General features: G+C 64.4%; 14 protein-coding genes. 6 read left to right on the top strand and 8 right to left on the bottom strand.

Annotation, left to right across the window (positions count from 1 at the left end; all coding sequences use genetic code 11):
- Positions 1-15 precede the first annotated feature (15 nt).
- Positions 16-780: a 3-ketoacyl-ACP reductase gene (locus AAGI46_03325; GenBank protein ID MEM1011236.1), complete on the bottom strand. Its 765-nt coding sequence runs from the start codon at positions 778-780 to the stop codon at positions 16-18.
- Positions 777-2,135 carry a glycosyl hydrolase gene (locus AAGI46_03320; protein ID MEM1011235.1) on the bottom strand — a complete coding sequence of 453 codons (1,359 nt, stop codon included), beginning with the start codon at positions 2,133-2,135 and terminating at the stop codon, positions 777-779. Before AAGI46_03320 ends, AAGI46_03325 begins: the two co-directional genes overlap by 4 nt.
- Before the next feature lie 78 nt (positions 2,136-2,213).
- Here AAGI46_03320 and AAGI46_03315 point away from each other — a divergent pair, with 78 nt between their 5' ends.
- From AAGI46_03315 to lpdA, 4 genes are all read left to right on the top strand, one after another.
- A complete protein-coding gene (locus tag AAGI46_03315; protein MEM1011234.1) occupies positions 2,214-3,047 on the top strand; it encodes an AraC family transcriptional regulator in 834 nt (277 codons plus the stop codon).
- Positions 3,048-3,224: 177 nt separating this feature from the next.
- On the top strand, positions 3,225-4,391 hold the full coding sequence (locus AAGI46_03310) for a Gfo/Idh/MocA family oxidoreductase (protein MEM1011233.1): 1,167 nt from the start codon (positions 3,225-3,227) through the stop codon (positions 4,389-4,391).
- Positions 4,392-4,504: 113 nt separating this feature from the next.
- Positions 4,505-5,305 (top strand): sugar phosphate isomerase/epimerase family protein, encoded by an 801-nt coding sequence (locus AAGI46_03305; protein ID MEM1011232.1) that lies wholly within the window; start codon positions 4,505-4,507, stop codon positions 5,303-5,305.
- Positions 5,306-5,339: 34 nt separating this feature from the next.
- A complete protein-coding gene (gene lpdA / locus AAGI46_03300; GenBank protein MEM1011231.1) occupies positions 5,340-6,752 on the top strand; it encodes a dihydrolipoyl dehydrogenase in 1,413 nt (470 codons plus the stop codon).
- 12 nt (positions 6,753-6,764) lie between these two features.
- Here lpdA and AAGI46_03295 read toward each other — a convergent pair whose 3' ends face one another.
- The 5 genes from AAGI46_03295 to AAGI46_03275 all read right to left on the bottom strand — a co-directional run bounded on the left by AAGI46_03295 (position 6,765) and on the right by AAGI46_03275 (position 16,017).
- Positions 6,765-7,028 (bottom strand): hypothetical protein, encoded by a 264-nt coding sequence (locus tag AAGI46_03295; protein ID MEM1011230.1) that lies wholly within the window; start codon positions 7,026-7,028, stop codon positions 6,765-6,767.
- A gap of 20 nt (positions 7,029-7,048) precedes the next feature.
- Positions 7,049-7,636: a Uma2 family endonuclease gene (locus AAGI46_03290; GenBank protein ID MEM1011229.1), complete on the bottom strand. Its 588-nt coding sequence runs from the start codon at positions 7,634-7,636 to the stop codon at positions 7,049-7,051.
- Between the two features lie 54 nt (positions 7,637-7,690).
- Positions 7,691-8,590 carry a PP2C family protein-serine/threonine phosphatase gene (locus AAGI46_03285; GenBank protein MEM1011228.1) on the bottom strand — a complete coding sequence of 300 codons (900 nt, stop codon included), beginning with the start codon at positions 8,588-8,590 and terminating at the stop codon, positions 7,691-7,693.
- Positions 8,591-8,649: 59 nt separating this feature from the next.
- Entirely contained in the window at positions 8,650-9,786 is a 1,137-nt protein-coding gene (locus AAGI46_03280; protein MEM1011227.1) for a serine hydrolase domain-containing protein, read from the bottom strand.
- 90 nt (positions 9,787-9,876) lie between these two features.
- On the bottom strand, positions 9,877-16,017 hold the full coding sequence (locus tag AAGI46_03275) for a hypothetical protein (GenBank protein ID MEM1011226.1): 6,141 nt from the start codon (positions 16,015-16,017) through the stop codon (positions 9,877-9,879).
- A 519-nt stretch (positions 16,018-16,536) separates the two neighbouring features.
- Here AAGI46_03275 and gatC point away from each other — a divergent pair.
- Both gatC and gatA read left to right on the top strand, forming a co-directional pair.
- Positions 16,537-16,860, top strand: coding sequence for an Asp-tRNA(Asn)/Glu-tRNA(Gln) amidotransferase subunit GatC (gatC, locus tag AAGI46_03270; GenBank protein ID MEM1011225.1), 324 nt, complete (start codon positions 16,537-16,539; stop codon positions 16,858-16,860).
- A 129-nt stretch (positions 16,861-16,989) separates the two neighbouring features.
- Entirely contained in the window at positions 16,990-18,474 is a 1,485-nt protein-coding gene (gene gatA / locus AAGI46_03265) for an Asp-tRNA(Asn)/Glu-tRNA(Gln) amidotransferase subunit GatA (protein ID MEM1011224.1), read from the top strand.
- 738 nt (positions 18,475-19,212) lie between these two features.
- Here the strand turns inward: gatA and AAGI46_03260 are convergent.
- Positions 19,213-20,250 (bottom strand): ABC transporter ATP-binding protein, encoded by a 1,038-nt coding sequence (locus AAGI46_03260; protein ID MEM1011223.1) that lies wholly within the window; start codon positions 20,248-20,250, stop codon positions 19,213-19,215.
- Between the last annotated feature and the right edge of the window lie 129 nt (positions 20,251-20,379).

Here is a 20,379-nt window from a genome sequence, read left to right as displayed (position 1 = left end):
CTATGCGATTCGTGTTCAAAGCCGGGGCAGCGTGAGCCCGCCGTCGACGTGGAGCACGCTGCCGGTGGCGTACGTCATTTCGCCCCGAGCCAGCAGTCCGACGGCTCGGGCGACGTCTTCGGGCAGACCCCAGCGACGCTCGACTGCAAGCCCTTCCTTGAAAAGCTGGTCGTATTTGTCGGCCACGCCGCTGGTCATGTCGGTCTGGATGACGCCCGGCCGGACCTCGTAGACGCCGACACCGATGTCGCCCAGCCGAGCCGCCCAGAGCTTCGCCGCCATGGCCAGACCGGCTTTGCTGATGCAGTAGTCGCCGCGGTTGATGCTCGCGACGGTGGCGCTGACGCTCGTTACGAAGACGATACTGCCGCGCGATTCGCCGTCGGCTTCGTGCTGCCGGGCCATCTGCCGGGCAACGGCTTGCGTCAGGAAGTACGGGCCCTGCAGGTTGATCCGCATGAGCCGCTCGAAGCTCTCCTCACCCGCATCCAGAAGGTCTGCCCGGACGTCGGGCGCGACGCCCGCGTTGTTGACCAAGCCGTCGATCCGGCCGAAGCGGGCGACGGTCTCGTCGACCAGTTTTGCCCGATCTCCCTTGTTTCCGACGTCTGCCGCGACGTAGAGCACGTCGGTGTCGAGCGCGTCGATGACGTCCTGCACGTCCGCCTGCGGTCGCCGGCCGTTGATGACGACGTTGCAATCGTGGGCCGCGAGTTCGCGTGCGATGCCGAGGCCGATGCCCCGGCTGCCACCGGTGACGATGATCGTCTTCTTGCTCATTGGCTCAGTTCCTCGACGCAGCCGAAGAAGGTGTACGGACGCTCACCCTTCGCCCGGCGGCCCACGTGGAGCGCGGCCTCGCGCAAGTGGTAATCGCCCCACATGCAAGACTCGGTACTCGGCACGTACCTCCCGGCGACCGTGAAATCCCACCCATTGGGTCGGTGGTATACCCCGTGTAGCAGTAGTCCTTCATGACTTTGTTCTACTGACAGATACGGCTCGTCGAGAATCGTTCTCAACACCGTCAGCCCAGCCGCGGTGTACGACGGATTGTCCAGCACGTCGCCGAGTCGCACCAAGCCCTGACACGCGATCGCCGCCGCGGAGGAGTCGACGGGCTCGTGCTCGTTGAACGGGTCCGCCGGCCGAGACAGGTAGTCGCCGATGTGGACGAGCCCGGGAGCGCCGGTGTCCCAGTACGGCACGCCACACGTCGGCGTGTGCTCCAGGTAGAAGTCGCACGTCGCCGTCGCTGCCTTCTTCATTAACTCAATAAGCTCATCGCTGTACAGCTCCGGCTCCTTCAAATGCAACTCTAGTTGCTCTGCATAACCGAGCATGGCCCATGCAAGGCCGCGTGTCCATGTCGAGAAGGCGCTGTAGCCTTGCTGAGTAGACGGACATCGGTACTCACCACTGTTCGGATTCCAGAGTGTTTCGTGAGCCGTCCTGCCGCTGACGTCATAGATGTCGCGGCCTTCTCCATAGAAGATGTTGTACTCGGCCGTCTTCGTCAGGTGGTCGGACAGTCGCTTGGGTAAGTCGAGCGCCTTGTCCTGCTCGCCGAGCGGTGCGTGGCCGAGCAGGTGGCTGACCGCCAAGATGCGGCACGACCGGACCGTGTCGACGAAGAGCGACTGCGGCCCGTTGAACGAGTGGATGAACCCGCCACCGTCGGCCGTCGGAGTCCATCGCCCGGCCTGGACCGCTCCGCTGACCTGCAGCGCGAGCGTGTAGAAAGCCCGCTCGTCCTCGCACATGTCGAATCGGCCTTCGAGTCCGAGGCGAAGCAAGTTGCCGTAGGTGCTGAGGTTGTTGAAGCCGTGGTCGTGTACGCCGCTGTGGCTGACGTGCGTGTGCATCTTCTCGCGCGTGCCACGCCAGCCGATCTGCAGGCAGTCGTCATCGCCGGTCGCGTCGTACTGCAGGACGGCCGACCCGAACTCGAAGCCTTGCGTCCACTCGGTCCAGCCCTGCGGCTCGTACTTGCCGTTGCGTGTGACGACGGGCGTTCGCCCTTGCAGCGTCTCGCTCTGCGCGATGCGTTTGATCTTCTCGCCGCTGAGCGACCACATCCTGTCAATCGCGGGCAGGAGGTTCTCGGGCGTGATGGTGTTGTCGACGTCGATCACGCCGACATGGTACGAACAACACGCTTTGACTGTCGCCATCGCGTGACCCGATCGGGTAATCTACTGGCAACCTCATCGATGGCGACTCGCACCGAAACGCTCCTCATGCTGCGCGGCCTCTGCGGCGATCTGTTCCGCAAGCCGGGCATGGTGCGCGACGTGGTGTCGGCCGACGTCGGGCGATTCTCGATTCGGCCGCACCGACATCACGACGAGTTGCAGCTCGACCTGCTCAACGGGTGCGTCGGCTCGGCCATTGTCGATGGCGAGTCGCTCGACGTCGACGGCGTCACGCTCCTCACCCACTACCCCGGCCGGCGTCACGGGTACGACCTGCAGGGCGGACGACGATGGCACCTGAAGCTTGCGATGCGACAGCTTTCGCCGGTCGTGCGGACGCGCGTCTGGGCGACTCAACACGCGTCGACGGCCAAGAAGTCGCCCGTCGTGTTGCTGGCCTCGGGCATTGCACAGCTACCGAAGACGGCTGACGAGCGATCACCCAGACTGCTGGCCATGATCGCCGAACTGCTGTCGCTCTGGCCGGTGCGTGATGTTTCGGCCATCGATGCGTCGACCGTCGACGACACGCGCGATCTCGCCGCGGCCGTGCGGCTCATTCAGACAACCAGCGGCAAGCCGCCATCGCTCGACGCGCTGGCCGCGACGGCGCACCTGTCGCGTCGGCACTTCGTCCGGCGTTTTCGCGAACACTTCAATTGCGCGCCGGGCGACTTCATCAACGCCGACCGACTCGCCAAGGCCAAGGCGCTCCTCGCCGGCGGCGGCGCGACGGCGTCCGAGACCGGCACGGCCGTCGGCTTCGCAAACGCGTCGGCCTTCAGCCGCTGGTTCACCCGGCACGTCGGCCAAACGCCCGACCGCTTCCGTCGCGATCCGCACGTGGCGTGAGGGGTCAGTGATCTCCATCGTCATCTCGAGCGAGCGCGGCGAGCCGAGGGACCTCGCCCGCGCATCAGTGGCGGACCAGACGAGGTCCTTCGACTCGCTTCGCTCGCTCAGGATGACGGACATGATTGACCCGATGCGCACAGTGCGGGTCGTTGGCCGTGTCTTACTGTCCGGGCAATGAGTATCAGACACCTCGGCATCGTGATGAACGGCGTGACGGGTCGGATGGGGACCAACCAGCACCTGGTCCGCTCGATCCTCGCCATCCGCGAGCAAGGCGGCGTGAAGGTGTCACCCGACCTGACGCTCATGCCCGTGCCGACGCTGGCCGGGCGGAATGAGAACAAGCTCAAAGCGCTCGCCGAGAAGTACGGCGTCGAGAAGTACACGACCGACGTCGAGGCAGCGGTCAAGAGCGACGACTGCGACATCGTCTTCGACGCGTCGGCCACACAGCTGCGCGGCAAGTTTGTCCAGATGGCCTGCGATGCGAAGAAGGCCGTCTACTGCGAGAAGCCGACCGCCATCGAGACTGCCGAGGCCCTGCGGCTGGCGAAGCTGGCTGAAGACGCCGGCATCAAGAACGGCGTCGTGCAGGACAAGCTGTGGCTGCCGGGCATTCGACGGCTCAAGCAGCTGATCAATCAGAAGTTCTTCGGCCGAATTCTGAGCATTCGCGGCGAGTTTGGCTACTGGGTCTTCGCCGGCGACATCGACGACCAGCCGATCCAACGCCCCAGCTGGAACTACCGCAAGGAGGACGGGGGCGGCATCATCGTCGACATGTTCTGCCACTGGCAGTACGTCCTCCAGCACACTTTCGGCCCGGTTCAAAGGCTCGTCGCCAGCATGCGGACCGACCTGCCCGAGCGCCGCGACGAGGAAGGCAACACGTACAAGGCGACCGCGGACGACTCGGCGTACGCGATCTTCGAGCTCGGCGAAGGCAACGTTCCTGCGGGCACAATCGCGCAGTTCAACTCGTCGTGGGTGACGCGTGTGCGTCGCGATGATCTCCTGACAATCCAGGTCGACGGCACCGACGGCAGCGCGGTCGCAGGCCTTCGCGAGTGCCACATCCAGCACGCCTCCAACACGCCCAAGCCGGTCTGGAACCCGGACATTCCACAGCCGATCGATTTCTACGAGAACTGGTCGCAGATGCCAGCGGCAACGGAGTACGACAATGCGTTCAAGATTCAGTGGGAGCAGTTCCTGCGACACGTCGCGCTCGACGAACCGTGGTCGTACACGCTCCGCGAAGGTGCCCGCGGCGTGCAGTTGGCAGAGCTTGGCATGAAGAGTGCCGAGACCCGTCAGTGGGTTGATGTTCCAGCATTGTGACACGAACTCCCTGCGAGCCCCGAGCGTGAGCGAGGGGTGTCCGGTCGTCACGCGGAAACCCCTCGCTCACGCTCGGGGCTCGCTTACCAGTAAACAGCAGCAATCCGACTGACATGCCCGAGCTTTCACGTTGCGCTCCACACACGATCACCTGCAAGCCCTGGTCGCTTGCGGAGTGCTGCGAAAGGTTCGCTGCTGCGGGGTGCGGTGGCGTCAGTGTGTGGCGCGACAAGATCGAGGAGGTCGGCCTCGACGAGGCGACGCGCATCGTCAGGGGCAGCGGACTGAAGGTGCCGGCGCTCGTCCGCGGCGGGTTTTTTCACGAGCCGGACGCGATCGACGTCAACAAGGCGTGCATCGACGAGGCGGCGGCGATTGGGGCGGAGATGGTGGTGCTAGTCGTCGGGGCCGACCCGGGCAAGCCGCTGGCGGATCAGCGCAAGCTCGTCGCTGACGGCGTTGCGGCTGTCGCTCCGCATGCGAGCCAGTCCGGCGTGAAGCTGGCGATCGAGCCGCTGCACCCGATGTACGCCGACACGCGGTCGTGCGTGAACCGCATGAAGGAGGCGACCGACATCGCCGAGACACTCGGTGATCCGGGCGTCGGCGCGGCACTGGACGTCTATCACGTCTGGTGGGACCCGGACCTTGCCGACGAGATCGAGCGGTGCGGCAAGCTCGGCCGGCTCTTCGCAGTGCACGAGTGCGACTGGCGTGTGCCGACGCGCGACTTCCTGTTCGATCGCGGCGTGGTCGGGGAGGGCTGCATCGACGTGGCGGGCATTCGATCGATGTGCGAAGCGGCAGGGTTTGACGGGCTTTTCGAGCTGGAAGTCTTCAGCAACGAGGGCTGGGCGGGCGATCAGGACGCGTGGCTGGCAAGGAACCTTTCAGGGTTCGAGCGACACGGCTGACCGTCGCCCGATCGGCCCTACGCTTGCGAGAAACATGCCCAAGAAGTACGACCTCATCGTCATCGGTGGCGGCCCAGCTGGCTACGCCGCGGCCATCCGTGCCGGACAACTCGGCAAGCGCGTCCTCTGCGTCGAGAAGGAAAATCTCGGCGGCACGTGTCTCAACTGGGGCTGCATTCCGACCAAGGCGCTCCTCGACGCCGGGGCCTTCGTGCGTCAGGCACGCGACCACGCAGGCGAGTTCGGCGTTTCGTTTGACGGCATGGCGGTCGACTTCCACCAGCCGATCAAGCGCAGCCGAGCCATCGCCGGCAAGCTCAACAAGGGTATCGCACACCTGTTCAGCAAATACAAGGTCGACCACAAGATGGGCACAGCCAAGGTCGTCGCGAAAAACAAGGTTGAATGGAAGACCAGCGATGGCAAGACGGAGAGCAGTGAGTGCGACAAGATCCTGATTGCGACCGGTGCCAAGCCGAAGAACCTGCCAGGAATCGAGATCGATCACGACAAGATCATCTCGTCGCGCGAGGCGATGAACCTGCCGGAGCAGCCCAAGACGCTGGCGATCATCGGGGCCGGTGCGATCGGCTGTGAGTTTGCCGACTTCTACAACGCGATGGGAACCGACGTGACGATCGTCGAGTTCCTGCCGCACTTGCTTCCGAACGAGGACGAGGATTGCTCGATCGCATTGGAGCGTGTGTTCAAGAAGCGCGGCATCAAGCTGATGCTCGGCAGCAAGACGACCAAGGTCGCCAAGAGTGCCGAAGGCGTGGTGCTGACCGTCGTGCCGGCCGACGAGAGCAAGGGCAAAGGTGAGAAGCTCATCGAGGCCGACAAGGTCCTGCTGGCCGTCGGCGTGACGGGCAACATCGACGGCCTGTTCGACCCGAAGGTCGGCGTGGAGATCGTCAAAGAGCACGTCAAGGTCGACACGAACTACAAGACAAACGTCGAAGGCATCTGGGCCGTCGGCGACGTCATCGGCCCGCCGTGGCTCGCCCACGTCGCGCACCACGAGGCCGTCTACTGCGTCGAGCGGATGTTCGAGTACAGCGACCACCACGTCGACTACGACAACATTCCCGGGTGCACGTACACGCACCCGCAAGTCGCCTCGATGGGCCTGACCGAGAAGAAGGCGCGCGAGACCGGCCGGAAGCTCAAGGTCGGCAAGTTTCCCTTCAGCGTCTCAGGCCGAGCCCTGGCCGCGGGCGAGACGGACGGCTTCGTCAAGCAGATTTATGACGCCGACACCGGCGAGATGCTCGGCGTCCACATGGTCGGCGAGCACGTGACGGAGCTGCTGGCCGAGATGGTCGTCGCCAAGAAGCTCGAGGCGACCGAGGCCGAGATCATCGAGGCGATGCACCCGCACCCGACGCTCTCCGAGGCGGTCATGGAAGCCGCCGGCGTGGCGGACGGGCGGGCGATTCATCTCTGAGCAACGGTCCGATCAGATCCGCTTCACCGTCGCCAGACGGTGAAGACATGGCTGCTTGAAGAGCTCGTCGAGTAGCTTCTCGAGCCTCGTTGCGATGACGGCGTTCCGTGCGACGACTCGGTACGTCTCGAGGAGACCGTCCGGGTTGTCGCAGGTCCATCGCTCACCGTCGAGGTGCTTGAAGTACAGGATCTCCTGGACGTCAAGTGCCGCGTACTCCAAGTCGTAACGCTTCAGATCATCAAGGTGCCAGTGAATGTCGATCGTGACGGCCAAAGGGTCCCGTTCCAGGCAGATCACGCCGTGGTGTCGGCGAAGATCTCGCCGACTGTCACCGACAGCTTTGGCAACACGTCGCCTGCATCGAGGCGGTCGTCGCCCGAAAGGCTGACGGTGCGGCCGTCGTCGAAGTAGACGGCGACCTCCTGCTGACGCGGGTTCACGAGCCAGACCACTTTTACGCCGGCCTGCAAGTACTCGCGGACTTTGGCGATGACTTTGATGTAAACGTCATTCGGCGAGACGACCTCCACCGCGAGATCGGGTGGAATGGTGCTGTGACCGCGATGAAGGTCCTCCTGCGTCAGCCGGCCAGCGGCAATGAAGCTGAGGTCGGGTTTGCGTCCACGCGAAGGATCGTCGAAACAGCGATATATCGCCTCGCTATCGAAGACATCACCAAGGCGATGTGCTTCGACATGCTCGCGAAGGACTTGATGCAGCTTCGAAGCGCTTCTGCTTTCGAGTAGTCCCACTTCTTTTTCCACGAGGTATCCGTCGACGAGCTCGAACCCCTTGAGGTCTGGGTTCGACTCGAACTCCTCGAAAGTCATTCGAGCATCGGCCGAAACGCTGCCGGCCGGCATGGGTGCGGTTGCGGTCATGACTGGTGCAAGTCTACACGATCTTCCACGGCTGGATGTCACGAATGCGGCTCGTTAGCAGCGTTCAACGACGACCACCGTCACATCGTCATCAGGCCTCGTCGCTTCACACTGACGGGCCACTTCGGCGATCAACTCTGTGCCGGAGAGGTCGCGCCGCTGCGTCATCGCGGCCAGCCAGGCGTCCTGGTCGCCATAGCGGTCGTCGGCGAACAGACATTCGGCGCCGTCGGTGATGAAGACGAGCTTGTCGCCCGGCTGAAGCTGGATCGATTCGGGCGTGAACTCCTCGTCCGCGATCACGCCGAGCAGCGCGCCGTCGCCGCCGAGGTAGCGGACGTCGTCACCGGCCATGTGGATCGGCAGCGGATGGCCGGCGCGGGCGAAATCGACTTGGCCCGTGGCGGCGTTGGCCTTGGCGTAGAGGGCGGTCGCAAAGAAGCCGTGTGACAGGCCTTTGTTGCAGAGCGTGGCGTTCAGTGCCTTCAGCACGTCGCCCGGCGGGAGCAGCTCGTACCCGTGCTCCTGGATGACCTTGGGCTGAATGGCATGGCCGAGGAACATCGCCAGGAGCGCCGCCGGCATGCCATGGCCGACAGCGTCGACGAGGTGGATACCGACGTGGTGCTCGTCGAGCCGATCGACCCCGAACATGTCACCGCTGACGTGGCCGACGCCGCGATGGAAGCTGTGGAACGTCATGCCGTCGACCAGAGGCATGGCCGCCGGGAGAAAGTCGCCCTGCAGCTTGGCGGCGAGGCGCAGCTCGCGGTCGACCTGCTCCAGGTGATACCGACGGGCGTCGGCCTGCTCGCGCAGGTTCTCCAGCTCGCTCTTCATCGCCTCGGCTGCAGCGAGAAGGCGGCCGACGAACTCGGGCGTGCGTTGGGCCGGCGTCAAGCCTTCGGGCTGACGCGGCACACTAAGCTGTGGCTGCGTGGTGGGACGAATCACGTGGCGGTGCGACAGGGGGAAGCGCTTCTCTCCCCGAATCGGCCTGCCGCAGGGGCCGCTTAACCGCTCGCCAGATTCAGATCCCCATAGATCGCGGCGTTGACGGCGTGCTGCCGACGCTGATGCAACAGCTCGCTCGGCAGGCCCGTCGTCACCCACACCACGACCAGCCGGTGTGCCGGATCGGCGAAGGCACAGCTCGACCGATTGCCGCTGTGGCCGAATGTATCGGGCGACGCGTGGGGCCCATAACCGTACGGAATCCGTCGCCCTTCCACGTCGGCCGCGAGGAAGCCCAGGCACCAGTCGATCTGAGCCTTGAACGTCTCGTCACGTCGGCCGACGCGTTGGCGAGTGGTGAACTCGCGGGCGATCTCGCCGGGCAGGATCGCATCACCGGGCATTTCGCCGCGATCGCGCAGGAGCTGCTCGTAAAAGCGTCCGAGCGATCGCGCCGGCCCGCGTGCGTTGCCGCCGGGGCGACAGAGCACGTGGCCCTTCTCGCTGTTCGGGAAAGCCACCGGCGACGCGGGTGTCTTGCTCATGTCCAGCGAGACGGCCGACTCCACGCCGTAGTCGATGTAGCGATGCCGCGACATGCCGACGTGCGACCGCTCCATGCCCAGTGGCCCGAGCACATCGCGATCGAACATCGCCGAGATCGCCGCGTCCGTCGCGTCGACACCACTGACGACGCGGCAGACCTCGACCAGCATGTACCAGCCGCTGGCGACGTGGTAGCCGGCAGTCTCGCCGGGAATCCAGTCGTCTTCCAGCGCCGCGTCGCAGACGCGCTCGATCACCTCGGCCCAGGGCGACGGGCTCCAGTTGCTCGACACTTGACGAAATCCGCCGGTGTGCGTCAGGAGATGACGCACGGTGATCGCCTCCTTGCCGCCGCTTCCGAAGGCGGGAACGAGGTCTTCGACGCGATCGCTCAGGTACAGGCGTCCGTCAGCAACGAGTCGTGCCGCGAGGTACGCCGCCAGCGGTTTGCCGGCGCTCATCCAGAGCGTCAGGTGGTCCGGCGACAGCTCGACGCCCGGCCGCGCCTGCCCGAGTGCGGCATCGACGATCGGCGTTCCGTCGAGCGAGACGTAAACCTGCACGCCGGGATGTTGCTCGTCGAGCCCCTGCTCGAAGACCGCCGCCACGGATGGCAGTCGTTGTTGCACCTCGTCCCAACCAGCGTCCATCGGGCCGAGCGTAGCGAACAAGAAAGCCGCCGCAGAGCTCCAGCTCCGCGGCGGCAAGATGGTGTCCCGGTCGACCACTTATGTGCTCGCTCAGGAGCGGATGATGGTGCCGAAGTTCGATCCGCCCAGATCGAGCGAGTCGATCTCTTCGGCCTGGATGCGAGCACCAACCTGGATGTCGCCGTTGATCGTCAGATCCTCAATCTGATCGGTCGCCCGGATGAACGTGCCGGTGAGCACGTCGCCACCGACGAAGAGTCGCAGGATCGGTGCGTCGGCCTGTCCGAAGCCACCGGCACGGACGTTGGCCAGCGACGGGTCGTCGGACGTGATCGGTGCCGCGTTCGGCGAGCCGAGGTCACCGTCAACGACGATCTCTTCGATACCGATATCAGCCCGCACCGTGCCGAGCAGCTCGCCAGCCTGCACCCGGCCGATGCTGCCGTCGGGGCCTTCAGCTCGCAGCGTTGCGTTGCTGTTGAATAGTCCGCCGACGCGCGTGTCCTGGATTCGACCCGAAACTCGGAACAGAGCGTTCGTGACCTCATCCGACGCGTCGAGTCGATTGATCTCACCCGAGACACTGCGGAAGCCGAGGAAGTCGTCGACGTCGTAGTCGCTGATATTGCGACCGACCGAAACGGTGTTCGGGAAGGCCTCACTCGCGAGACTGCCCGTGCCGATGGCGGCGGTGTCGTCTTCGAATCCAGGCAGCACCGAAATCGTGTTCGGGTTGCTGCGTGAGACCGAGGCTGAGTAGGACGAGAGGTCTCGCGAGGCGGTGAGGATGAGGTTCTCGATCACGCCGTCGGCCGTGACCACGGGCCGAATGTTGACATCGGCGGGAAGACCGATGGCCACCCGGAGATCGTTTGCACCATTAATCTGGCGTCCGTCGAACGGGCTGAACGTGAACCCCTGATCAGACAGCCGAACAGTCGAATCGAACTGGCTCACGTCGATCGGCGTCTGGTCGCCCGAAGCCGAGATGCTGCCAATATTCAGGCCAGCCGTCATCTGCGAGTTGCGGATGCCAAGGCCATCGACAGAGACCCTGTTGACGACTGAGTCATCAAGGATGGCGGAGACGTTGCTTCGCAGAATGCCGTAGCCGTCGTTGACGACAACTCGGTCGACGTCAGAGCCTTGCACCTGCGAGCCGATGATGCCACCGCCGTTGAGTTCGATCAGGTCGACCTCAAAGACCGGGTTGTTCTCCGTGTCAGCGAACTCAAAGACGACGGTCGCCGTCGGATCGAACTCGCGGGCGAGTCCGAAGTCGATCTGGCCGATCGTTCCACCTTCGGCGATCTCGGCCTGAAGGATGTCGGCCCCGATGAGCGATCCGCCGTTGAGTGTGACGCGATTGACCTCGTTGGCGACAATGTCGCCATAGATGTTCGCGCCCTCGTCACCAAAGACGGTAAGGATGAAGGTCTCGGCATAGAGACCGCCGCCGGAGATCGTGCCGCTGCCGTCGTCGGCGATGCCTTCGCCGATGTCGACGAAACGAATCTCGCCCTGGGACTCGGGCGTGCCCGGCGTCGCTGCGACGATCGGGCCGGCGATGCCTTCGAACCGGAACTCGTCGTCTCGGCCGAAGCCGAACTGGTCTCGCTCGAATCGTCCGCCACCGAACGCGTCGGCACGGATCGAGCCGATCACGCCGCGCGGCTCGCCGATGCGGGCAAACGCGAACTCATCGACGTCGCCGTCGGCAGTTACGAAGAGCTGGCTGTTGATCCCGTCACCAGCCGCGTCGTCGAAACCATCCTCGACGGCGCCAGCGAGGAAGGTGACACCCTCGGTCACGCCGATGCCCAGATCGACACCGGCAAAGACGTTGCCGACCGTGTCGGCGACGATGCTGCCGATGCTACCTTCCACCGCGATGATGTGGGGGTTCTGATCGAACGGGAAGTTGCCGGCCAGGAGAGGCTGGGCAACTTGAAGGTCGGCAAATCCACGCGTTTCAGCAATGCCGACCCGTTCGGCCTGAATGAGCCCGACGCTGGTCAGTCGCGTGTCGAGAACTTCACCGTCCGAATCGTTCACGATCCGCGTCACGCGTCCGTCGCCGCCACCGGTCTGATTGACGCCGAAAACGTCGACATTTCGCCCGGCGAGGCGAACCTCGTAATCGTCGAACGGACTCAGGTCGGCATTCGGGTTGTTGAAGTCGAATGGCAGGTCCTGGGCCGCGCCGAAGACCACGGTCTGGTCGACGTCGTCGAAGCCGGGATCGTCGTTGTCGACCTCGAACAGGACCGGCCTGCCATTGGTTCCGGTGAGGAAGATGTTGCCGACCTCGGCGGTTGCGCGTTGCCCACGATCAAGCGTTTGAACGCCGACGCTACGTGTCGAACGGACGTTGACGAGAATGCTGCCACCGCTACGCACCGGGTAGGTGAGCACCTCGAGCTGGCCGGCACCGACGATCGGGATGTCGAAGGGGTTGAAGGTGATGTCAAAGGCGGGATCCGGCTCGCCTTCTTCCGTCGAGATGCGGACGCGTGTACCGGAGTCGTCGGTGTACTCGAAGCTCTCACCGAGCGGCACTTCCTGGTACTGGTTGGTCGGGAAGGTACCGAACTGGGGGTCGCGAAGGACCGAGGCGTTCTCACCGACATCGAAGTAGCGGAAGTTGCCGTTGGTCCCGACGTCGATTGCCGGGCCGCCGACGATGACACCGCCGCCTGCGGTCGTGTCGCCGCCGCCGACATCACCGCCGACACTGAGCAGATCGACGAAGCCGTCGTCGTTGATGTCGTCGACGTTGACGAAGATTCGGGAGAGAATGCCAAGGTTCTCGTTGCCCCAATTCCGACCCGCAGCGATCGAACCGATGCCGCGGCCAGTGATGAAGTTGCCGAAGACGTCTCGTTCGGCCTCAATGACCTGAATGTCATCGCCGGCGGCAACTTGGGTGAGGTCGATCTCGCCGGTGAACGTGGTGACGCCAGTGAAGTTGAGGAACACATCGCCGCCGTAGAACGCGGCATCGCCTGCGACACCGGTCGCCTCGACTCGACCGATGCTGAAGCCGACGCGAACGTTGGCATCGCGGGTATCGAGCAGAGGCCCGACGTCCTGGCCGCCGACGCCACTTCCACCGAGGTGGCGAAGGTTGCCTTGCGTCACACGCAGGATTCCTACCTCGGTGAAGGATTCGTTCCTGGCGTCGACGATGCCCAGGTCGTCCTGCCGGATGCGAATGGTGTCGAAGACGCCGTCGAACACGTTGGCCTTCGAGAAGAAAACGGTGCCGAGCTGGCGACCCGCGTAGATGCGCTGAGCTGCGACGATGCCGCCGACGCTCATGTCGCCCAGACCCTCGAGGTTCAGCTCGTACGGGGAGAATCCGGTGACGATGAGACCGTTGAGACCTGCACCGTCGTTGAAGCCCGGTGCGGCGGCGTAGCCGATCGCGATGCGGTAGTTGCCCGCCGTCTTGGTCGTGAACTGGAAGGGCGCGCCCAGGACGTCCAAGGGGCGGTTGTCCTCAAAGTCCGTCGCGACAAGCCGACCGTCGGGATCGAAGATGCCGACGGCGAGCGGATTCCCGAAGAAGTCGAGGTCCACCGTGACGGTTTGTCCCGCGACCAAGCCGACGCCGAAGTAGTCGACAAAGTCGTCGAATGCGGCGCTGGTCGAGGTGGTGTCGATGAGGCCCTGAATGGTCAGGGTTCCGTCGGGCCGCGCACCGACGGGCTCGAACGTCGTGAAGGAATCGTTGAAGAACGACCCGGTGATGACCTCGCCTTGCTGGAAGAGCTGCCCGATGTTGTCGCCGTCGGGCTGAACCTGGAGCTCAAGTTCCTGGTAGACGTCGCGCCCTGTCTTGAAGAGCGTCGGCGCGATGAAGCCGTCCTCGGGCTCGACGTCGCCGACGACTTCGATGGTGGCCGAGACGCTGCCGACGGTGCTGCGAATCGCACCGACCCGTCCGGCGATGGCGATGTCGGTCCCGCTGGAGAACGCTTGACTGTCGGGTGCACCGACCTCTGAGAAGTCGATGGCTCCGCCGACCTCATTGTCGCCGATCGAACCGATGCTGACGATGTTGTCGACATCGCCGAAGACGGCGAAGTTCTGCTCCTGGTAGACGGGCGCTGACTCGAACACGGTGTTCGACGCGGTTGACGTGAAATTGCCAAGCGCGTTGCCCGTCAGAATCTGTCCGGCGACAAACTCACCCAGAGCACCCTCAATGCGGACATTGCCGGTCACCGTTCCGGCGAAGTTGAACACGCCGAGTGACGAGTCCTCCACGTACAGGCCGGGCCGAATCTCACCATCGAAGAGCGGGCCGGTGAAGAGGCTGGTGCCTTCGGTTCCGTCTTCGGGATCGAGGCTGGCGACCGATTGAACGAACGGATCGCCCATTTCCGGCGTCACGACGTACTTCAGGCCGAGGAACAGCAGGCCACTGCCATCCGGCGAGACCGCCGAAGAATCGTCGCCGTAGAACGAGAGTGTGCCAGACGTCCCTGTGAAGCCCAGACGGTCGATGGTGGTCGACGTCAAAGCCACATCGGCCTCTTCATTGATTTCGGTGTCGTCGTCGTCTTCGAACTCGATCGGCTGGACGGCAATGATCGTGTCGAGCGTGCCGTCGTTGACAACGACGCTGTAGATCGACAACGCACCACCAACACCGCGGGGTCGGACGTCGATCTGAAGCAGTTCGTCAGTTTCGGAATCGAAGCTGAGGAATGTCCCAATCTCACCGGCCTCGGGAATGCCGTCGCCGTCGTCGAGCAGCGGATCGAACAGCGTCGGATCGAAGGTGAGCGAGTCGAGCATCTCGCCGCGGATGTCGTCTTCATCAGACGAACCGGCAACACCGCCAACGAAGTTTGGCAGCTCGTCTTCGTTTTCAGGGTTGAAGTTGGGATCGAAATTGAAGAACTGCTGATCGTCGCCTGGCTCGCTCAGTGCGTAGACGAGTCCGTCCGTCGGCCGGTACTCGAGGCTCGTGACCGCAACGACTTCCTCGAAAAGCACAACCTCGCGAATGCCCGCCTGCGACACGAACGAGGTGCCTGTCGCACCGTCGGTAAGGACGACGCCCGTGGTCGCACGGACGGCCGTCGCTTCGCCGCCCTCACCTGTCCGATCACGGAAGGTGCCGTGCAGAAGCAGGCTGTCCGCGATCGGGTCGCCCATCTCGTCGAGCCCGTTCTCGACAAACGTGAAGGCGGTGATCTCGGCCTGCAGATCGTCGGCGTCTTGGCCTTGTTCCGCGGAGAAGCCGCTGCCGAGATAGCTGACGACGGGAGCCGTCAGGTCGGAGATGTCGATCTCGAAGAAGGCGGGGACGTTGACCTCTGCGGTGGCCGGGCCGTCTTCGTCGTCGCCGTCGGGATCCGGTCGGAGCGTGTTGATGACGATGCCGGCGACCAGCGTGTCGGGATCGGTCGACCGGAAGTCGGCCCCGAAAATCGAGACGACGTCGTCTAGCGCTAATGGGTCCGCCATCGGGTCGAGCGCCGTGGGATCGAGCTCGGGAGCGGCATTGGCGGCTGCGATGACGTCGTCGCGCAGGTCGGTGACGAAGATCGCATCACCGACATTGCCGCGATCCACAGGATCGAAACCGGGGTTTCCTGGGGTCCGGCTGGCGTCGCCGATCCCGAAGATTTCAGCGAGCGGATCGAAGTCGGTGCGATCGGTGTTGAAGATGAGCAGATCGAGGCGTGGCCCACCCAGGCCATCATCGTCGGAAAGCTGCAGGCCGAAGGTGTCGCCGTTGGTGTTGGTCGCCAGGCTCGACACTGCAAGGGCCGATTGTGGCGCGAGGCGAATGTCGCTGCCCACGTCGAAGCCGATGAGATCGGAAGCGCTGTAGTTCTGGATGGTCCCGAACTCGGAGAAGAACAGAAGCTCGTCTGGGACCAGCGGCAGGGCACCGATCCGGCCGCCAAGGCCGCCACGCTCGTTGATGATCTCGCCCGTGGATGATCGGACGATGACCCCAGAGAGGTCACTGAGCTGACCACTCACGGTGGAGCCAAAGACATCGACGGTGGTCCCCGCGTCACCTTCGACCCGGAACTCGACGGGGATGAAGTCGTCGGCGTCTTCCGGCAGCGATTCGTTGTCAAACGAGGAGTAGATGAAGGTGTCGCCTGGAAACAGCGTCGTCAGCTGGCGACGCACCTCGAGCCGCTCGATGAGCGCAGCGCGCCCAGCGGCGGAGGAGTGCGGGCCGGTGAGATCCAAAGTCACGCGACGGACCGCGCGGGCGAGCCGACGCCGGACGGATGCGATGGGACGAACACGGGCCGAGCGAGACAGATCCTGAGGCGTCGACATGGTGGCGGTGGAGCTGGCGTGAAGGCCTCTTGGGGCGGCGTGGCCGGTGGAGGCGAAGGTGCCGGAGGGCAGGGTGGTGGAAGCCTGCCGCGAATGGGGTTGCAGAGCCCTTTTCGAAGTGCCTGGCGGGGTCCGGTGACTGGGCACCGGCGGCGGCACGGGCTTCTGCAGCAGCCTCGGCGGCCTCTTCTGGGACGCGTCACCCCGCGGGAGGTTCCCGCTGAAGTTCCAACGCCCCATCGGACCGGCCGACGGACCCGCCTTTGTACCTTGGCCGCCGCGCCTGTCAATGCCAGACGCCCCAGCCAAAGCCCCTCAGACCGCCCCATAACCGCCCCAACGCCCCAGCCGGCTCAAGTCGCAAGACCCCACAACGCCCACTCATCCACTCCGCCCATCCCGTCCACCGCGCCCACGCCTAAAACTGGTCCCATGGCCGACGCCTCGCCCGCCATTACCGATGACGATGTCCGGCACGTCGCCAAGCTCGCCCGCTTGGCCCCCGCTGACGAGGCCATCCACCCCTACGCCGAGCAGCTCGGTGGGATCCTGGGCTACATCGCCAAAATCCGCGAGGTCGACGTCGCCGGTGTCGATCCCACCGCCCACGCGGCCGACCTGACCAACGTGCTCCGCCAAGACGCCGTCGGCGACCCGCTCACCGTCGACCAGGTCCTCCGCAACGCCCCCGATAGCGACCCGCCCTTCTTCAAGGTCCCCAAAGTCCTCGGCGGCGACGAAGACTCGGCGGGGTAAAGCCTGATGGCCGGAAAGCTTGAAGGGTGAAGCCTGAAGCTTGAAGGTCGGATGGGTGCGGTTGTTTGCCGCAACGACGCTCGGCTCTTCAGGCTTCAAGCTTCCTCCTTCAAGCTTTCTGCGATCACCATGCCTCTTCCTTCCCTTCTCGCCGCTCGTGACGCCATTCGGGCCAAGGACGTCTCCAGCGATGAGCTCGTGCGGGCGGCGCTGGCGGCGATCGATCAGCACGACCAGGACATCAAGGCCTTCGTCTCTACCGACGCGCAGCGGGCGCTGCGTCGAGCGGCCAATGTCGATGCGGGGAGCGTCACCGGGCCGCTGGCGGGCGTGCCGATCGCGGTGAAGGACAACCTGTGCACCAGCTGGGGCACCACGACCTGCTCCAGCAAGATGCTCGAGCACTTCAAGAGCCCCTACGACGCCACCGCCATCCGCAAGCTCGAAGAGGCCGGGGCCGTCATCGTCGGGAAGACGAACCTCGATGAGTTCGCCATGGGCTCGTCGACCGAGAACTCCGCCTTCGGCTCGACGCGGAACCCGTGGGACACCGATCGCGTGCCAGGCGGCAGCTCAGGAGGCTCGGCAGCAGCACTGGCGGCAGGATTCTGCGTCGGCAGCATCGGCTCCGACACCGGCGGCTCCATCCGACAACCCGCCAGCCTCTGCGGCACCGTCGGCATCAAGCCCACCTACGGCCGAGTCAGCCGCTACGGCCTCGTCGCCTTCGCCAGCTCGCTCGATCAGATCGGCCCGTTCGCCTGGACCGTCAGCGACGCCGCCCTGCTGCTCAACGTTCTCTGCGGCCACGACCCTCTCGACTCGACCTCCGCGCCCGTCGAGGTGCCCGACTTCGTCGCCGAGGCCGAGAAGCTCGTTCAGGCGGGCAGTGCCAAGGGGCTCCGCATCGGCATCGCCAAGGAGTTCACCTCCGCCGCCGAGCAGTCCGGCGGTGTCGATCCGGAAGTCCAAGCCGCATTCGACGCGGCGCTTGCCGTCTTACAGGAACACGGGGCCGAGGTGGTCGACGTCAGCCTGCCGCACACCGAGTACGGCATCGCCGCCTACTACGTCATCGCGCCGTGCGAGGCCTCCAGCAACCTCGCCCGCTACGACGGCGTCCACTTCGGCCATCGCACCAGCGAACCGGTCCAGGACATCATCGAGCTCTTCAGCAAGAGCCGCGAAGAAGGCTTCGGCCCCGAGGTCAAACGCCGCATCATGATCGGCACGTACGCCCTTTCCAGCGGCTACTACGACGCGTATTACAACACGGCCCTCAAGGTCCGGACTCGAATTGCACAAGACTTCGAGCAGGCGTTCCAGAAGTGCGACGTCATCGCCAGCCCGACGAGCCCTTTCCCGGCTTTCAAGGTCGGCGAGAAGGCGGCCGACCCGCTGAGCATGTACCTGTGCGACGTCTTCACCGTCACCAGCAACATCGCCGGCAACTGCTCGATGAGTGTGCCGTGCGGCTTCACCTCAGGTGAGAAGCCGCTGCCCATCGGTTTGCATCTGATCGGACCGGCTTTTGCTGAATCCAAGATGCTTCAAGCCGGACGGCTTTTCGAGTCCGTCACCGACTTTCATACCAAGCGCCCTGTGTTTGACTGACCTCCCGACGCCGAAGCGGAAGCTTCGGGTCCTCCGACAACCCGAAGCTCCCGCTTCGGCGACACATTCACATTCTTCGCAACCGTGAAACCACCGTTCCGAAACTGGTGGCACGTCGTCCTTGGCACCCATTGCAGCTGGCTTCCCGGAGACCCACGTGGCTTTCGCGATCACGATCACCGCGTCCATTCGAGTGGCGACTACAAAACGCCGCCCCCTGCAGGTGAGCATGCGGGACTGCACCGCTACGCGAAGTCACGTGCGTCACCACCCGTGCTAATTCCTGAAGGTCTTCGGGCAAAGACGCTTGAAGCGATCCGGGACGCTGCCATTCGCCGAGAAGTCAGTCTCGCTTCGGTGAGCGTCGGTGACGCACACGCGCACCTGCTACTACGCCATCCCGGCAACTATGCAGACGTCCGTCGTACCGTGGGCGGCATCAAGATAGGCAGCAGCTTCGAGATGAAAAGTTATCTGCCAGGAAGGCTCTGGAGTTCGAGCTGTAGCCCCAAGCCCGTTACCGATCTCTCGCACCTGAAGGCTTGCTTCGCATACATCGTTTGTAAGCAGGAGCGCGATGCTGCTATATGGGGTGATGAAAGCATTCTGCAGATTGATTGCGACTGAAAGGACCCGAAGCTTCCGCTTCGGCGTCGTCATGCGAGCCAAGATACGAGTGTGAAACAAATAGAACGCCGAAGCGGAAGCTTCGGGTCCGGGTTCGACAATTCGGGCCCCTCACCCTGGCAACACCGCAACGTCCTCCGCATCAAAAGCCAGCGTCACGCTGTCCCCTTCCTTCACATCAAACCGGGGCGGCGCGGCGACGGCGCGGAGCATCCGACCCGCCACCTCGACGTCGTGCTCGCTCGCTTCGCCCAGGAACGTCGTCGACTTCGCGACGCCCGTCAGCTTGTTCGCCGCGGCTGCGTCGGAGACCAGCGACATCTGCTCCGGGCGGATGCTGACCTTCACCTTGCCCGTCAGGTCCGTCTGCCGCGTCGAAAGCCTGCCGATGGCCGTCTCGACCGACACGCCGTCGGCCACGTCACCATCGAGCAGGTTCGTGTGCCCGACGAAGTCCGCGACGAACGCCGTCGCCGGGTGGTGGTAGAGGTCGCCCGGGCTGCCGACCTGCATGACCCTGCCGTCCTTCAGCACCGCGATCCGGTCGGCGACGCTCAGCGCCTCCTTCTGGTCGTGCGTGACGTACACCGTCGTCAGGCCGCTGGTCTTGCAGATGCGGCGGATTTCGCTGCGCATCTCGTGACGCAGCTTGGCATCCAGATTCGACAGCGGCTCGTCGAGCAGCAGCACGTCCGGCTCGACCGCGATCGCCCGCGCGAGCGCGACACGTTGCTGCTGGCCGCCGGAGAGTTGGTTGGGCTTGCGGTCGGCGTACTCGGTCATGCGGACCAGCTCGAGCGCCTCGTCGATCTTCTGTCGCTTGGCGTCGCCGGTGGTGCCTTTGACGTCGAGGCCGAACTTCACGTTGTCGCGGACGGACATGTGAGGCCAGAGGGCGTAGCTCTGGAAGCACATGACAGCGTTGCGCTTTTCGGTGCCGAGGCCGGTCACGTCCTGCTCGCCGAAGTAGATGCGGCCGTCGGTGGGTTCGTGGAGCCCGGCGATGAGGCGGAGGAGCGTGCTCTTGCCACAGCCGGACGGGCCGAGGAGGAAGAAGAGTTCGCCGGCGTCGATGGTGAGGCTGGTCGCGTCGAGGGCGACGGTCTCGCCGAAGCGTTTGGTGACGTGGTCGAGTCGGACGGGCGTCATGGGGAGAGGGGGGGCGGGCGAGTCTATCGGGGTTTCCGCATCCGCACCGCGCGGGCACCTTTACCCAATCTTGACGCAGCGTCGTGAGGTCGAAAGACCTTTGTGACCGCTCCGCTTGACCCATTGGTG

The sequence above is a fragment of the Planctomycetota bacterium genome (genome assembly GCA_038746835.1).
Classification (GTDB): Bacteria; Planctomycetota; Phycisphaerae; order Tepidisphaerales; family Tepidisphaeraceae; genus JBCDKH01.
Note: the sequence above shows the minus strand (reverse complement) of the source record. Positions and strands in the feature narration are given on the sequence as shown.